The following is a 15,263-nucleotide window of genomic DNA, read 5'->3' on the forward strand; positions in this document are numbered from 1 at the left end:
ATCCGCTCGATTGCTGGGGGTCTCCGTCGAAGTGCCCAGCAACCGAGCGCAGGGGAGCGCACGAAATCCGCGAGATTCCGCGGAAGTCGGATCGGGGGTCATAAGCAGTGCCGACCCGCCGGGGCTTATGACCCCGCGCTGGCGCGCGGCTAGCCTCGAGCGGTCATCCGGCGGATCTGCTCGGCGTATCCGTCGAGGACGTCGAAGATCCCGCGGTGCTGCCAGACGCGGTTGCGTCCTTGGCCGGTCGTCTCGGTGAGCACCCCGCGATCGGTGAGTGTGTCCAGCGCGCGCAGCGCCGCCATCTCGCCGAGTCCGAGCGCGCTCATGAGGTACTTCGTGTTCACAGCCGGCTGGCCCACGAGCGCGGGAAGGACCTTCCAGACCGCAGCGTCGGAGCGGACGCCCTGGAGTAGAGCGCGGGACTCGTCCAGCTGCGCGACGAGATCGTCGACCAACTGCGTCCCCGTGGACGCGGCGATGCGACTCGCCATGGCGAACTCGCGGATGATCGGGGCAGCGTCGCCGGCTCGGAAAGCGGTCAGCGCCTGGAAGTAGCGCCCGGTGTTCACGAGTAGTCCTGCAGAGATCGGTACGGCGGTGGAGCTGACGAGACCCTTGTTGCGCAGGATCGACTGCGCGAGCGCGCGGCCGGTGCGGCCGTTGCCGTCGACGAACGGGTGGATGGTCTCGAACTGGGCGTGCGCGACAGCGACCTGAACAAGCACGGAGATGTCCTGGCGCTGCACGAATCTGACCAGGTCACCGATCGCACCGGGAATCCGGTCGTGGTGGGGACCTATGAACTCCGCGTGGCGGGGGCCGGCGTTGCCGGGGCCGATCCAGACCTGTTCTTGGCGGTAGACACCGGCTTCCTGCTCGAGGCCGGATTGGTGGCGCAGCAGAGCGTGGTGCATCTGCAGGATGGAATCCTCGGAGATCTCGTCCGAGAGCGCGAGGGCTGCCTCCATGGCGCGGACGTTCCCGATGACGGTGAGCGCGTTGGCCTTGTCGCCTTCATCGATCTCGGCGAGAGCGAGCTGCTTCGCCGACGTCGTCAGCTGCTCGATCTGTGAGCTGGACGCGGACTCTGTGCGGAGCAGGATCGCGGTCATCGGGCCCAGGGCCGGGTTGTCGGTGCCCAACGTGCGCCGCGCATGCTCGTCGAACGCGACCAGCTGGCGCGTGGCGTCTTCGACGTCAGCGGCATCTTCGCTCGGGACCTGCGGGCTCCAATGAGCGATCGGAGCTGTGACCGTCGCCTCAAAGGGCCCGGTCTGACGCACAACCTCGGCCCGTGAGAACATCCCCGGTGCCCGCGGCTTCCAGTCCAGGGTCTCGCTCGAGATGGCATCGATGGGGATGCGGGTGCTGGGCGAAGACGTGGGCATCACACCATGATACCAACACTTATGAAACTAGGTGTTTGTAGGGGGTGACTCAACCCGCGTCTGGCGCGAAGAGCTATCTGCGGCGAGATCATCTCGCCGGATGAACTCGAGCGTCTCTTGGGTCGTGCAACCGTAGAAGGCGGCCCCGCAACGCTCAACCTGGGTCCTGAAGGCCAGCCGGAGCTGGGCACGACGATTAGCGAGGCGCCCGCGTTCACCGCCTTCTACGACTACCTACGCGCACGGCACCCCGAGCACGACCACCGGTATGACACCATATGGGACGCGCTCCGCCCCACCAACGCCAACACCGCCGTCGTTCTTTCGGCATGGTCTGAAGTCGTCGACGACGCACGATCCCTCGCCCGCCTCCTTGAGGTACGCGACGGCAAATGGTCCGTCCCCATCATCACAAGCCTCCTGGTGAGCCAAGGCAAGCTCAACGCGGCCTACGAAGAGATCGCGTCCCGTCTCCAGAGCCTCCGCAACAAGGTGGGCGGCGCCACCGAACCCCCACCGACGAGGTCGTGGACGACTTCGCATCCACCACGCGCGTCGTACGAGCACAACTCCGAAAGGCAGAGAAAAGCATCCGTCTCGCGCAAGCACGCGACCAGCTGCCCACGGACCAGTCACCTCACCGCCAGGCGGGTTCTGGCCGTGAATCGGGGACGAGTGAGGCAAGCAGCGGGTGTGCTGACGATCAGTAGGCCATCGGGTCGATCTTGGTGACGATGTCGTAGCCGTACTGTTCGGCTCCGTTCATGGCGAGCTGCACGTCGCGCTTGTACACGAACACCCGGTACCACTTGGTGGCGAAGAATCGCGGGGCGTTGCGGGTCTTTTTGAGGAGGGCGGCCCATTCGTCAGCACGCCATGAGCCGTCGACGAGCACGAAGGATTCACGGTGTGCTTCCAAGAGGCGGCGGTTACGAACGTACTCGTCCATGACCTGACGGAGGTCGAGGTCCTGCTCAATCGCAGCTTTGATCGCCGCCGAGAGGCGCGGCCCATAAGGTTCGGGCCACTCCCACGCCCAGAGCGGGTCGTAGGGCGGTTGCAGCAGGCGCTTGATGTTGTGCGCGATTGCGTCCGGAACGGCCAAGAGGTCGAGGTCCGACTCGTGCTTCGTGCGCTCGGTGAAGATCGCGTCCGCGGAGGACTCGACCTCGTCGAGCAACTGCACTACCCGATAGGCGTGCACGATGCCTGGGTAACGCTCGAGTGGTTCTCCTGTCGGAACGGCTTTCACCACCGGGACCAATCGGTCGAGCTGAGTTCGACCGGGAGTTAGATCATTGCATTCTTCGTCCCAGACGATCGGATGCCGGAGCACTGCACGTGCCTTCTCGACCACCGCACCCTCAGCATTGGTTACCTCAAGACTTCGAGCGCGCTTCGATAGGCGGCGCTCGGCACCGAGCACAACGCCACCAACCAGCCCACCTGTGACCACGCCGACGAGCAGGTCGGGTAAAAACGAATCCCAATTCACCCGCTCAGTATGCCGTGCGGTGGCGAAGAGCGAAGGTCAGGCGGGCGGAAAGATCGTGTCGAAAAGACGTTGGCCTAGTACGCCCAGCAGTGCGCCGATAACGAGGAGCAGCCCTTGTATGCCGACGGCGCGGAATCGAGAGGGGCCACGTTCGCCAAGAACCACTCGAGACCGCCCCGTGAAGGCAATGTAGGCACCGAGAAGGGCTACCTGGCCGATGGCTGAAGTGAGCACGGCGGGCAGCCAGTCGGCGCCCAACGCGATCAACCCGAAGTAGATCACGGCGTTGGCCGCGAAGAGCAGACCCGTGAAGGCGAGCCACCCTCGGAACGTGGTCAGCCACGCCCACTTCGGTACGAAGCGGATGATGGCTTCTCGCGCCCACGGTTCGGTCAACCGCAGCCAGTCTTGGTCGGTCGACTGGAGCATGATCTCGACGCTCCGCTGGACCAGCGTGATGCGAATGATGCGATCCCCGAGCGTCAGCCGAAGCCCGACGTACGCGTGAGTGCGGGGGATCTCGATCGTGGACACGACGTCCTCGACGGCAACCGTGGGATGGTCCTCCCGCCCCTGCTTGCTCTTGGTCACCCAGTAGACCGAAATCGGGGTGTCCACATCGACGTTTGCCCCGGAAGTCAGGTTGCGTTGCGCGTCGCTGATCAGTCCGACGAACTCAGTTGGGGTGATTCGCCACACGTTGGCGGTGAAGGGCACGACAGACGGCATCATCCGAATAACGTATCGGGAATCACGATCACCGCGGGGCAGCGGGGGATCGCAACACACCGATGTGATCAGCTGGAAGTGTGAGCGGAGCTCCTGTTAAGTTGTGCTTGCACCTGAACTGTGACCGAAGCCTCGCCCAACCGGCGGGGCTTTTGTCGTACCCGGGAGACGAGGTGTGTGGGCGGCCGGGGTCTGGAAAGGCCCGGACGCGCGGTCCCCAGCCCGCAGCGGCGCCCCTGGCACGAGTAAGCCGCCGCCCACGTCCCGGTCGGTTAGTCGACGAGTGTGACGGTGAATCGCTGCTGCAGGTCGACGCCGTTCACGTTCAGGCCCGCGTGGGCGCTGTCGATGCCGTCGGGCCCGACACTGGCGTCCACGAAGTGCACCGAGATCGATTCGCGAGTGATGGTGACCTTGTCGAGCGGGTAGTTCGACTGACCGCCACCCATGTGGTCGAAGACGAACGCGCGGACCTCGGGGTCTTCGGTGCCGATGAACTTCACCCCAAACTGCTTCAAGCTGCTGGCCCGACCGCCGTACACCGTGACCGAGTACATGAAGTACTCGACACCGCTGGCGGGCGCCGGGTCGCCGAGCGCCCAGGTGATGTGCACGCCGTTGTCGTCGCGGCCGACGAGCACGCTTTGCATCAGTCTGGGGTTGACTACACCGCTCGCTCGTTCCATGCCCTCACCGTATCGGAAGCCGCAGGGGAGGGCACGTGAGTAAGCGCACGCACAACCGTGAGGACCAGCGGCAGCGGACCGAGTTCATTCGAAGCGGGCAAGCTGCTCGACGCGGACCCGGCGACCCGCCACCTGTCGGTGTGCTGGATCTGCACGCTGCGCATCGACTGCGAGCAGGCACCGGGTACGACGACCGACTCGCACACCCTCGACCACTACTACCCGGTCGAGGACTTTCCCGTGCTACAGAACGAACCCGACAACTTCCGCCACGCGCACTTCGACTGCAACAGCAGCCGCGGCAAGGGTGACGCCGAGCGTGGGCTTGGCGAACCAATGCCGGCGTGGTGGTGATTCGCCACCCCATCTTCCGGCTCGCTTCGCTGCGGCGCACATACCTCGCGCATGGGCTGAGCGAGCCGGACTTGACCGAACGGAGAAGCCTTGACCGCTGTCGCACCCATTGAGGGAACCGTGGACATCAGTCTCGGCGCCGGTACGCCGACGCAGGTGGCGTCGTTCACCGTGCCCGTGAGTCTCGAGGACCAGGGTGGCGGGCGCGTGGTGCTGCACGCGGCGGCGGTCGACCCGATCAAGGCCGCGGCCGGCGAGGCGCTCTCGCAGGCAGCGGACGCCCTACTCGCATCCATCCCGACCGCGATCCTCGAGGACGCCCGATGAATCGCTTCGCAGCTGTGGGACTGTTCGTGGAGGCGGCGAAGGGCAAGCGCATCGCGGTCTTCACGCCGCGCCATGCTGACATCACGGATGTGCTGCGCTGCTTCGAGCGGGTGCCCAGGGTGGTCGAGTGGCCGGGTGTTCGCATTCGCCACTACAAGGGGGATTCGCACATCGACCTGGGTGGGCGCGGCCGCATCACGCTCCACAGCGTGCGTTCGAACGTACGGGGGATCAGCGCCGACATGGTGTTGATCAACCAGGACGCGGACCGTTCACTGGACGACGGGCGTCACGATGACTTCCATCGCGACGCCCGTGCCATCGTGCTGCCAGCCCCAAGGGGGAGGTGGTCCGCGCATGAGTACCGACAAGGCCCACCCGGACCCGCGGGCGACAGTCCCACGCGTGGATGTACCGCCCGGCCAGGTGTCCAACCGCCACCGGCGCGGCTTCACGAACGCGTCCACTGCGAGGGAAAGTCGTCAGTTGTGAGCCAGCTGATGGGCTCTCCGTTGACCATCAGCACGATCCCGGCCACGCTGAGCGCGACTCCGCCGAAGGCGATGATCGCCCAGAGAATCTCTCGACGCCCAGCCATTAGGCGGCCTGCTCCAGCAGAGTCGGTTCAGCGGGGTCGACGGTGCGCGAGCTGCAGACCTTCCCGCCAACGATGTGCTCACGGATCGGGGAGGCGACAGTGCTCGAGCCGTGAGCCAGGTATCCCAAGTGTCGGGCGTCAGGAACGCTGGCATGCGGTCGTGCACCGCGCCACTGGCGTCGCGCGCTTCGCGGGAGATGACTACGAAGCAGGAGCTGAAGTTCAAGTTCGGTGCTCGTCGCTGAAGACGATCACGTCTTGCTGGAGTTCATGATCACCGCGACAATCGAATTCGGATCCCTCTTCAGGCGCAACCACTGCGCCGGGGTGACGAGCTCTAGCGCAGGGCTTCGAGTCGTCATGAATGAGTACACACGCTCAGCAGACCACGATTCTGGAAGTGCCTTTCCTAGTTGCGTGACGCCCTCGAGCACGCCGCAAAATCGGTCAAACTGCCACACGGGGTAACGCCGTTTCCGGTTCACCACAAAGTAGTAGAGGGAGCTTTGTTGAGCGCGTCGCCGGACCTGACGTGCACCGACCATGAGAAAGTCAGCAGTTTCATCGTCGCTCCAAGAATCGATGACGGCCTCGAGTCGTAGTCGGTACTCGGGACGAAGCCGAAGTCTCGGTTCAGCCGGCGAATCAATTGGAGTAGCCGTTTCGTTGCTGGTTGTGCTCGTCTCAGGAGCCGGCGACTTTGCCGATATAAACAGATCGCCTTCGGTCTCCAGCACCAGTTCGATCATCGTGCGGAGGATTGCGTCGATAAGTTTCCGATCGCGCCCGGAATCTGCTGCCGCTTGCACGAGCCGTCTGAACGCCTCGAGAACTGAATCGAGCTCCTCTTGCGTGACTGCGTCGTGATCACCAGGAGTGCTCACTCCCTTACGGCGCGACGAGGGCTCACGCTCCTGGGGGTCGCTATTCACTCTCCACCTCCAAAGTCTCGAGAAAGTCGGCGATCTGGTGTGGATCACTCCCTCGTATTAACCAGTCGGCGGGAGAGACTGAGCCGCCATCGTCGGCGAGTTCGCGGCGCGGAGTCATCATGAACGAGTTGATCGTGGCCGGCGACCAATCCTTCGGAATGGCGGGGGCGACGATATCGATTCCCGGTACGACAGCGAATCGTGGTCGCCCCGCGAACTGCCAGGACGGGTATCGCCACTCGGAGTCGCACTCGACGACGTGCAGATAGCCGCGACGAGTGAGTCGACGCAACGACGTTGGCGCGACGCGCAGTAGAGCGCGGGCTTCGACCGCGCTCAGGGAGTGCTCCGACGCGTCGGTCGCCGTGGGCGATCTCGCACCGCCTAACGCTTTATTACTCTCGCGGGGTTGCGCTTGGAGTGCACGAGACTGCTCGCGAAAGCGGTGACCGACTCGAAGACTACGTGTGACCTGTCGGTCGTATTCGATGTATCCGCGTCGGCGCCATTCGATAGCCACGTGGCTACGGAAGCTGCTGTTCCCGCGGCGTCGCTCTAAGACATCCCATTCCGTGGGGAGGCGGGCAGGAACTCCACCGGTGTCGGGGAGCAAGTGCTCGAAGAGTTCCCGGAAGGTCGGTCCCTGCGACTGACGACGGCGGTACTGGGCAATGAAGATGCCTGCTGCCAAGCCCCATTCATCGGCAGAGTCCTCTCCGGTGAAGTCCTCGAACATGTATGCCCACGAAGCGGGCGGGGGATGGCCCACACCGCGCCACCACGAACCCCAAGAACTACTCGCCACGATAACCGTCACAATCGCGGTCGCACGCATCGGCCCAGCCCTGCGGTGCGACCGCGGTGTCCGTAGGGCGGGCAGCACACGTGCAGAGTGGAGGGAGGATCCGGCGAAAGTCGATTGTTTCGTATGGCCAGAGTAATTATGCCATACGGACTAGGCCATGTCCTCTGCACCGAATCGCGAGGCTAGAGATGTGGTTCGGCGAAATGAGTTGGCGGAAGCCGAGTGGAGCGCGTACGCGCAGCAGCTCGCGGTCGCACTTCGTCGAGTTCGGCAGGAGGCTGGGCTGAGCCAAGAGGACGTGGCGTACGGCGCCGGCATGAGCCGTTACACCTATCAGAAGTACGAAAAGGGGGAGTCCCGTCCGGGGATGCCGGCGAATCCCTCACTTCGATCACTGTTCGCAATATCCCAGGCCCTCGGGGTCGGTTTGGATGCCATTCTTCCCGGAGGCGTGCCAGACCTACGCCCCCGCTAGCCGACGGGTGGTGTCCGGCGGACGGCTCGACGGGATCCGCATACGTGTTCTCGCGTTGGTCTCCCTCGAGTCTCGAAACTTGCTTGATCGACCATGCCATGAACCCTCCGCCTACAGCTTTGATGTGTCGCACTAGCGTCGGGGCGGCACACTCAAGCGCGACAACGCAGAGGATGAAGAGACGTTAGCGTTCATGCTTCAGCCCGCGCCGTGGGAGAGCCGCACCGACGATGATGCCGCTTCGACTTCGAAACTAGGCGTTCGACACGACTGAGCCGGAACGAGACTCTGCTAAATCCTCGGTGGAGGCGGAAGCGGCTACGCGACCGTTCGTAACGGCGGGGCTATACGACTCGCAGACCGCGCTCCCGCAAGCGTTCGCCCTCCGGTTTGTCGCCCGAGACGGGGGAGTGGCTGCTGACCTTGGCTCTGAACGAGAGATGTTGCTGAACAGCACCGAAGGCGCACCGGCCGACGACGTCAGGAGGTTTCATCCTCACGGTGAAATCGGCCATGCACGTACTGTTCGAAGCGGACGCCCTGGTGGATCTCATGCTGGTCCATCGCGTTGAAGCTGAATCCCATCGCCATTGCGACGAGCGGCGCTGGCATCCGGGTGACGAGGTCGTCCAGGCTGGTGTTCTTCGCTGCGAGAACGTCGATACCAAGCGCGTTTAGCTCCTCTTTCAGTTGTTGCGCGGTGATATGTCTGCCGGCTCGCATCCCGGGGAAGAGGTACGAATTGTCGTCGACTCGCTGGGTTCGGACGCGGGCACGCGCGGCGAGGTGTGCGGAAACGATACTCGCGAACGGCTCCGGCACCGGTACGTCCTTCCCGGAAAATCTGACAATCAGTTCATCGGCATCGGTGCGGGTGAACTGATCAACGCGCATTTTCGAGAGGCGCGTCAGCGGTTGACCGAACAAGAGAAACATCAATGCTGCCGTGCGGGTCGCGAGTTTCAGGTCAGTGGCGTCGCAGTAGAAGCGGATCCAGCGAAGGCGTTCGTCCGCGTCCATCCTTCTCGTGGAGCGCGCGTTGCGGCGCGGCACCGTCAGCGGGTGGGAGAGCTTGTGTTCCGTGCAGTAGTCCAGGAACAGCTTGAGGTTATAGCGTGTGGTCGGCCCAGTTGTCAGCCATTCATCGACGAGTCCCTGTCCACAATCGCCGAGGCTGACATTCTGCACCTCTAGCCATTGCAGGAACTCGCTCGCCGCCGTGATCTGCTGTTTGGCGTAATGTGCGGGGGAGTGGGCGTCCTGCCCCCGCTCGACTAGTTGTCGCACACGATTCAGGTGATGCCAGACGGCATACTGCGTGAGAGGCAGACGCTGGTTCGGCGGGGTCTCTTGGACAACACGGTTGACCCAGTTTTCAAAGGAGACGTAGGCCTCATCGCGAGTCGGGAGCAGCTTCATATCGACGAGCAGTGCTCGTATGTGTTGCACGGCTCCCGTACGCCCAGCACTGTCGAGACCTTCATGGGTGATCGAGATGGATCCGTCCGCGAGTCCGCGGAGGATGGTCTTGACCTTGGGTGAGCGCATCCAGGTAAGCACGCTTGTCGGACGGTCGCTCTCGAGTAGGCGGGTCTTGAGCGCCGACATCGTCGGATCAAACTGATCAGCCCCGTTCAGGACTTCGCTGAGATCGTCGTCAAGGGAACATCGTTCACAATTCCCGCGTCGGAAGATGGCACCCTCGTGCCCGCATCGGTGACAAATGAAGCTGCGCCCGAGGCCGCCGCAGTCAGAGCACACCGAGCGTCCCGACGAGTCGATTCCGGGCAGCAGCCTGTTGGTCGAACACCCGGGACAGTCGCCGAAGGTGTGGGTCGCTCGGTCGTAGCAGCGCCCACAGATCAGACCTTCAGGGAACCGATACTTCGTTGTCGTCTTGGGTGTCTGTTCCTGGCACCGCGCGCACGTGACCTCGCCCGGCGCCCGTGGTCGGCCCTTTGGTCTCCTCCCGTTGTCAGCGGTCATCGGCAATCACCCTCGCTCGTTTCGGTCGGGCTCGGCTCCCCACGGCGTTCAGGTTGGTGACCTCATTCACTGCTCGTTTCGCGGATGCGGCATCTGTTGCCGACGTAGTTATCAGGTCGGCAGGCGTGCAGTGAAAGATGTCGCACAGTGCGGCAAGCAGGGGCAGCGAAAGTCGTTCAGGCCTCCCAGTGACCATCCGCCAAATCTGCGCTGACGACAAGTTGATCCCCCGATCCGCTAGGTGGGGAGCGAGATCTGTGGAGTTATGCATGGCGTTGCGTGCCATCAGCTCAGACAGCTTCCAGTCGTAGTCGGTTGTGCGGCGCATTTCATCATTCCTTGGATCCGTTTCTGAGAGCGTCTCCGATAGTTCCACCGAGCATGTCTCGAACAGTCGAGGTGAGGTATTCGTCGGAAACACCCGTGTACAGCGCGGTGGTCGACGCGTACTCATGACCAACCTGCCTCTGTACAAAGTACGCTGGTGCGCCTGCTTCGATGAGGTGTGTGATGTACGAGTGTCGCAGTGAGTGCATGACGACCTCGCGTCCTAGCCCTATATCGTCCCGATACTGACGGAACCTGGCGCCTAGGGCAGTTTCGGACACGAACGTTCCACGTTCAGTTGTAAATAGCTCGGTGCCGCCTTGAGTTGCCAAGTGGGGATGCCCTCTCTCGAGCCACTCCTCGAGTATCTCGCTGCCCCACGGGAAGAGGGCGAGGACGTTGCGCTGTTTGTAATCCGATCCTCGCATCGCCTTTCCGTACCGGACGTTGAGGTGACCGTACTTACCGAACTCGGGCGCTTTTCGATTGCGACTGAAGTCGAAGGTCTCAAGATGACGGACTTCGTTCCTGCGAAGCCCGAAGCAGTATGCGATCTTGAAGAGTGTCGCGTCGCGAAACGCTGCCGCCCAGCCTTTTCGATCTGTCCGTGCTATGCGTTCGACCTCATCATCGGCACGGTCGAAAAAGGCTTGAAGCTCGGTGTGACGAAACGGTCGACGTCGTCCTCCGTGCTCCGCTTCTTGGATGTGTCGAGCGGTATTCCAGTAGTGGAAGACCGGCGCGGGATGCGTGTCGAAGAGTTCCATACAGCGGTCTATCCAGCCGTATGACTCCGAGCAGATGTAGTCGGTGAAACCCGACAGCGCGTTCTGGTAACTGCGGATCGTGGAACGTTGGTTGCCGTGGACCGCGCGACGGTCAGCGAAGAACTCATCGACCATGTCCACACTCCAGGCCCAGGGGTACTCATTCATCTCGGTAGCGAAGCGGCGGATCAGTCCCTCCCGATTCTCGACAGTGGAGAAAGCAAGATTTCGCGTCAGCTGCTGGCGCCGAAAGCCTTGCAACATCTCGGAAAACACAGTCTCTTCCGGGTGAAGCAGCACGAATCCGGATTGCTGCACGAATCGTCCTTGCTCGTCGAGACCCATGACCTATCCTTTCATTTGATGATTGAATCATGCACTTAACGAAGGATCCGCGCAACCACTAGTTCTGGCACCCATCGACGCGCGTGCTTCTGCTTGGTGGCCACGGACCCGCCACGCCCTTGATGACGAGTAAGCCGATGGCTTCTTCCCAGATCAGACGGCGCTTCTTGCTAGATTTGATCGAGCCGCCACGCACGCGCGAAGGGAACCGCGGCGGATTTCATCTGTTGAAATAAAGCTCAGTCGAACTGACATAATGTGCATTATCGGCTATTACCCATTTCGATGGCTCCCGCTGCGCGTCGTCCAGAACGCCGCGGGACGGCCGGTGTCATTCGAGGTCGTATCCGGGTGGATACTCGATCTCCAGCGGCTGACTCGTCGGAGACTCGATAGAACGGGTGCGCTGTCGCAGTCGCTCGACGAGTTCGGGATCCTCGATCTCCGGACCCTCGCCAGCGGCCTCCTTGGACACGATCTGGCTCGCTGGACCGATGAGGAACTTCGCGACGGCTGTGCCGCCGTCGTTCTCCCGCACCGGGATCTCGACGATCTCCGCACGCTCATCGTCTCCCAGTGCTCGGCTGTAAGCCAGCAGCGCATCGGCGATCGCATCTCCAGTGAGGTACTCATCTCCGGCGTAGATGATCTTCTGCATGCTGCTTTTCTAGAGGATGACGCCGTCGACAAGATCTCCCTTGATCCGCGACTCGTTATTTGCTACGAGAACGATGCGAGCGCATCGCTAGGCTCTAGGCGTGAACGGTAGCAACATCGACATCGATTGGACGGTCGCCCGCGACGCCAATCAGGACAACTGGAACGATCGCGTCCCGCTGCATGAGGTCGCCTACGGTCTCGACGCGTTCGACGATCCTTCGCATCTCAGCGACGTCGTCAGTGCCGATCTCCCCGTGCTTCGCCGATTCGTGCCCGACGGCAGAATCACGGGACTCGACCTGTGCCATCTGCAATGCCATATCGGTACCGACTCCGTCTCGCTGGCCCGTGCGGGAGCGACCGTCACCGGCGTCGACTTCTCGGCGCCGGCCCTTGCTGCGGCCGAAGCGCTGGCCGAGCGCACGGGGGTTTCGGCGACATGGATCGAGACGGACGTCCTCAACGCACGCGCAGCCGTGACGGGTGACTTCGATGTCGTCTACACGAGCATCGGCACGATCACCTGGTTGGACGACCTCGACCGCTGGGCTGCGCAAATCGTCGGCCTGCTGCGTCCGGGAGGCACGTTCTTCATCCGCGACGGACATCCTGCTCTGTACGCGCTCGACGAAGATGCGCCGACGCTCGTGACCCGCTACCCGTATTTCGGTGACGGCCGGGCGCAGCGATGGGACGACGAATCGACCTACGCCGGGGACGGCAAGGTCGCGCACCCGCGCACGTACGAATGGCCGCACCCGCTCTCGGAGATCCTGGGGTCGCTGTTGAAAGCGGGCCTTCGTCTTCTGCACTTCGACGAGGGGCGAACACTCCCCTGGCGGTTCAGTCCTCGGATGGTCGAGGTCCCCGGCGGGTATGCCTGGCCTGAAACGGAACGGAACCTTCTCCCCTGCACGTACACCGTGGTCGCACGCAAGGACTGATCGCTCGTCGCGAAGGTTCGTACTCATCTGGCGACACGGCTCGTGACATGGCGCCAGCCGCCCGCTCTACGCGCCGACGTACTCTGCCAGATGCTCGCCCGTGACCGTCGATCGCGCAGCCACGAGTTCTGCGGGGCTTCCCTCGAAGACGATGCGGCCGCCATCGTGGCCCGCGCCGGGACCGACGTCGATGATCCAGTCGGCGTGCGCCATCACAGCCTGGTGATGCTCGATCACGATCACGGTCTTTCCGGATTCGACGAGTCGATCGAGCAGTCCGAGGATGTTCTGGACGTCAGCGAGGTGGAGCCCTGTGGTCGGCTCGTCGAGCACGTACGTGTCGCCCTTCTCCCCCATCTGGATGGCCAGCTTGATGCGCTGGCGTTCGCCTCCGGACAGAGTGGACAGCGGCTGTCCCAGCGACAGGTAACCGAGGCCCACATCTTCGAGGCGTCCGAGGATCGTCGCTGCCGCCGGCAGCTTCGCCTCCCCCTCGGAGAAGAACACCCGTGCCTCGGCGACCGGGAGATCCAACACCTCGGTGATGTCCTTGCCCGCCAGCTTGTACTCGAGGACGGCAGCCTGGAAGCGCTTGCCGCCGCAGTCCTCGCAGGGTGTCTCTATCGTGTCCATGAACCCGAGTTCGGTGATGATGACACCGGCGCCCTTGCAGGTCGGGCAGGCACCCTCGGAGTTCGCGCTGAACAGGGCCGGCTTGACGCCGTTGGCTTTGGCGAAAGCCTTGCGGATAGGTTCGAGCATGCCCGTGTAGGTGGCGGGATTGCTGCGCCGTGATCCCTTGATCGCGCCCTGGTCGATCGCCACGACCCCCTCGCGCTTCGACACGGACCCGTGGATCAGGGAGCTCTTGCCGGAACCCGCGACCCCGGTCACCACAGTGAGGATCCCGGTGGGGATGTCGACATCGACGTTCTGCAGGTTGTTGGCCGAGGCGCCTCGGATCTCGATCGCGCCGGTGGCACTGCGCACCGAATCCTTCAGCGCGGCTCGATCGTCGAGGTGGGCGCCGGTGCGGGTTCCGCTGGCCTTCAGTCCCTCGATGGTCCCCTCGAAGCAGATCTCACCGCCGGCGCTTCCTGCGCCGGGACCGAGGTCCACCACGTGGTCTCCGATCGCGATGGTCTCCGGCTTGTGCTCCACCACCAGCACGGTGTTGCCCTTGTCGCGCAGGCGCAGCAGCAGGGTGTTCATCCGCTGGATGTCATGCGGGTGGAGGCCGATGGTCGGCTCGTCGAACACGTATGTCACATCGGTGAGAGACGAGCCGAGGTGACGCAGCATCTTGATGCGCTGCGCCTCTCCCCCGGACAGCGTCCCCGATGGACGCTCGAGGCTCAGGTATCCCAGGCCGAGCGTGACGAACGCGTCGAGGTTCGCGCTCAGCGCCTCGAGCAGGGGCGCCGCCCCCGGGAGCTCCAGGCCTCTCACCCACTCGGCGAGATCGGTCACCTGCATGCGGCAGGCATCGGCGATGCTGATGCCGTCGATCTTGGAGGACCTCGCTCCTTCGGTGAGGCGGGTGCCATCGCACTCCGGGCATGTCGCGAACGTCGCCACACGTTCGACGAAGGCGCGGATGTGCGGCTGCAGCGCGTCGAGGTCCTTCGAGAGCATCGACTTCGTGATCTTGGGGATCAACCCCTCGTACGTCATGTTGATGCCCGAGATCTTGACCTTGGTGACCTCGCCGTAGAGGAAGAGCTGTCGCTGCTTCTCGGTGAACTCCGAGACCGGCTTGTCGGCGGGATAGAAGCCCGATGCGGAGAAGCCCTTCACCATCCAGCCGTCCGCCGTGTAGCCGGGAACCATGATCGCTCCCTCGTCGAGAGACTTCGACTCGTCGACGATCTGCGCGAGGTCGAGATCCGACACCGCTCCCCTGCCCTCGCATCGAGGGCACATGCCGCCGAGGTAGATGGCGTCCTTGACGATCTTCTTCTCGCCGCCCGGCCCCGTCATCACTCCGCTGGCCTTCTGAGTCGGGATATTGAACGAGAACGCCGTCGGGCCTCCGATGTAGGGGTCACCGAGCTTGCTGAAGAGGATGCGCAGCATGGCGTTCGCGTCGGTGACCGTTCCGACGGTCGATCGCGGATTCGCGCCGAGACGCTCCTGATCGACGATGATCGAGGTCGTGAGTCCCTCGAGCACGTCGACGTCCGGACGCGGGACCGACGGCATGAAGCCCTGGACGAACGCGCTGTACGTCTCGTCGATCATGCGCCGTGACTCGGCGGCGATCGTGTCGAAGACCAGCGAGCTCTTGCCGGATCCGGAGACTCCGGTGAAGACGGTGAGGCGACGCTTGGGAATGTCGACGCTCACCTCTTTGAGGTTGTTCTCGCGCGCACCCTGTACGCGGATGATGTCGTGGCCGTCAGCGGGGTGCGTCGTCATGGTGATCCTCGAGTAGCGACCGGG

16 protein-coding genes and 1 pseudogene are annotated in these 15,263 nt (G+C 63.3%); 4 read left to right on the forward strand and 13 right to left on the reverse strand.

Going from position 1 to position 15,263, the window contains the following annotated elements:
* Window positions 1-149: 149 nt before the first annotated feature.
* The 4 genes from ACZZZF_RS03090 to ACZZZF_RS03105 form a co-directional block, all read right to left on the reverse strand.
* Complete coding sequence (locus ACZZZF_RS03090) at window positions 150-1,391, reverse strand: Fic family protein (protein ID WP_230100800.1); 1,242 nt, start codon at window positions 1,389-1,391, stop codon at window positions 150-152.
* Window positions 1,392-2,094: 703 nt separating this feature from the next.
* The gene (locus ACZZZF_RS03095; RefSeq protein ID WP_157538177.1) at window positions 2,095-2,886 is read right to left on the reverse strand and encodes a hypothetical protein; all 792 of its coding nucleotides are present in this window, start codon (window positions 2,884-2,886) and stop codon (window positions 2,095-2,097) included.
* Window positions 2,887-2,922: 36 nt separating this feature from the next.
* On the reverse strand, window positions 2,923-3,618 hold the full coding sequence (locus ACZZZF_RS03100) for a hypothetical protein (protein WP_056278736.1): 696 nt from the start codon (window positions 3,616-3,618) through the stop codon (window positions 2,923-2,925).
* A gap of 269 nt (window positions 3,619-3,887) precedes the next feature.
* Window positions 3,888-4,265 carry a hypothetical protein gene (locus ACZZZF_RS03105; protein WP_157538175.1) on the reverse strand — a complete coding sequence of 126 codons (378 nt, stop codon included), beginning with the start codon at window positions 4,263-4,265 and terminating at the stop codon, window positions 3,888-3,890.
* A gap of 93 nt (window positions 4,266-4,358) precedes the next feature.
* Between ACZZZF_RS03105 and ACZZZF_RS03110 the strand changes: the two genes are divergently transcribed.
* Together ACZZZF_RS03110 and ACZZZF_RS03115 are read left to right on the forward strand one after the other, a co-directional pair.
* The gene (locus ACZZZF_RS03110; RefSeq protein ID WP_056278734.1) at window positions 4,359-4,655 is read left to right on the forward strand and encodes a hypothetical protein; all 297 of its coding nucleotides are present in this window, start codon (window positions 4,359-4,361) and stop codon (window positions 4,653-4,655) included.
* Window positions 4,656-4,775: 120 nt separating this feature from the next.
* Window positions 4,776-4,982: a hypothetical protein gene (locus ACZZZF_RS03115; RefSeq protein ID WP_056278733.1), complete on the forward strand. Its 207-nt coding sequence runs from the start codon at window positions 4,776-4,778 to the stop codon at window positions 4,980-4,982.
* Between the two features lie 451 nt (window positions 4,983-5,433).
* On the opposite strand, the gene ACZZZF_RS03120 is transcribed toward ACZZZF_RS03115, so the two are convergent.
* The 4 genes and pseudogenes from ACZZZF_RS03120 to ACZZZF_RS03135 all read right to left on the reverse strand — a co-directional run bounded on the left by ACZZZF_RS03120 (window position 5,434) and on the right by ACZZZF_RS03135 (window position 7,248).
* The gene (locus ACZZZF_RS03120) at window positions 5,434-5,580 is read right to left on the reverse strand and encodes a hypothetical protein (protein ID WP_230100832.1); all 147 of its coding nucleotides are present in this window, start codon (window positions 5,578-5,580) and stop codon (window positions 5,434-5,436) included.
* Between the two features lie 103 nt (window positions 5,581-5,683).
* Window positions 5,684-5,806, reverse strand: a pseudogene (locus ACZZZF_RS03125) (SOS response-associated peptidase family protein); the annotation flags it as partial.
* 25 nt (window positions 5,807-5,831) lie between these two features.
* Window positions 5,832-6,329, reverse strand: coding sequence for a hypothetical protein (locus tag ACZZZF_RS03130; RefSeq protein WP_157538171.1), 498 nt, complete (start codon window positions 6,327-6,329; stop codon window positions 5,832-5,834).
* A 175-nt stretch (window positions 6,330-6,504) separates the two neighbouring features.
* The gene (locus ACZZZF_RS03135; protein ID WP_157538169.1) at window positions 6,505-7,248 is read right to left on the reverse strand and encodes a hypothetical protein; all 744 of its coding nucleotides are present in this window, start codon (window positions 7,246-7,248) and stop codon (window positions 6,505-6,507) included.
* Window positions 7,249-7,474: 226 nt separating this feature from the next.
* Between ACZZZF_RS03135 and ACZZZF_RS03140 the strand changes: the two genes are divergently transcribed.
* Window positions 7,475-7,792 carry a helix-turn-helix domain-containing protein gene (locus ACZZZF_RS03140; protein WP_082586584.1) on the forward strand — a complete coding sequence of 106 codons (318 nt, stop codon included), beginning with the start codon at window positions 7,475-7,477 and terminating at the stop codon, window positions 7,790-7,792.
* Window positions 7,793-8,272: 480 nt separating this feature from the next.
* Here the strand turns inward: ACZZZF_RS03140 and ACZZZF_RS03145 are convergent, their stop codons facing one another.
* The 4 genes from ACZZZF_RS03145 to ACZZZF_RS03160 all read right to left on the reverse strand — a co-directional run bounded on the left by ACZZZF_RS03145 (window position 8,273) and on the right by ACZZZF_RS03160 (window position 11,875).
* Window positions 8,273-9,400 carry a hypothetical protein gene (locus ACZZZF_RS03145; protein ID WP_056278732.1) on the reverse strand — a complete coding sequence of 376 codons (1,128 nt, stop codon included), beginning with the start codon at window positions 9,398-9,400 and terminating at the stop codon, window positions 8,273-8,275.
* A 367-nt stretch (window positions 9,401-9,767) separates the two neighbouring features.
* On the reverse strand, window positions 9,768-10,106 hold the full coding sequence (locus ACZZZF_RS03150; protein WP_082586583.1) for a helix-turn-helix domain-containing protein: 339 nt from the start codon (window positions 10,104-10,106) through the stop codon (window positions 9,768-9,770).
* 4 nt (window positions 10,107-10,110) lie between these two features.
* Window positions 10,111-11,217 (reverse strand): tyrosine-type recombinase/integrase, encoded by a 1,107-nt coding sequence (locus ACZZZF_RS03155; RefSeq protein WP_056278731.1) that lies wholly within the window; start codon window positions 11,215-11,217, stop codon window positions 10,111-10,113.
* Window positions 11,218-11,548: 331 nt separating this feature from the next.
* Complete coding sequence (locus ACZZZF_RS03160; RefSeq protein ID WP_053096077.1) at window positions 11,549-11,875, reverse strand: hypothetical protein; 327 nt, start codon at window positions 11,873-11,875, stop codon at window positions 11,549-11,551.
* A gap of 100 nt (window positions 11,876-11,975) precedes the next feature.
* On the opposite strand from ACZZZF_RS03160, the gene ACZZZF_RS03165 reads away from it, so the two are divergent.
* Window positions 11,976-12,821, forward strand: a complete 846-nt coding sequence (locus ACZZZF_RS03165; protein WP_463497023.1) for a class I SAM-dependent methyltransferase — start codon at window positions 11,976-11,978, stop codon at window positions 12,819-12,821.
* A 66-nt stretch (window positions 12,822-12,887) separates the two neighbouring features.
* Here ACZZZF_RS03165 and ACZZZF_RS03170 read toward each other — a convergent pair whose 3' ends face one another.
* On the reverse strand, window positions 12,888-15,239 hold the full coding sequence (locus tag ACZZZF_RS03170; protein ID WP_056278728.1) for an ATP-binding cassette domain-containing protein: 2,352 nt from the start codon (window positions 15,237-15,239) through the stop codon (window positions 12,888-12,890).
* Window positions 15,240-15,263: the final 24 nt, after the last annotated feature.

This window comes from Microbacterium sp. AC215 (assembly GCF_979258645.1).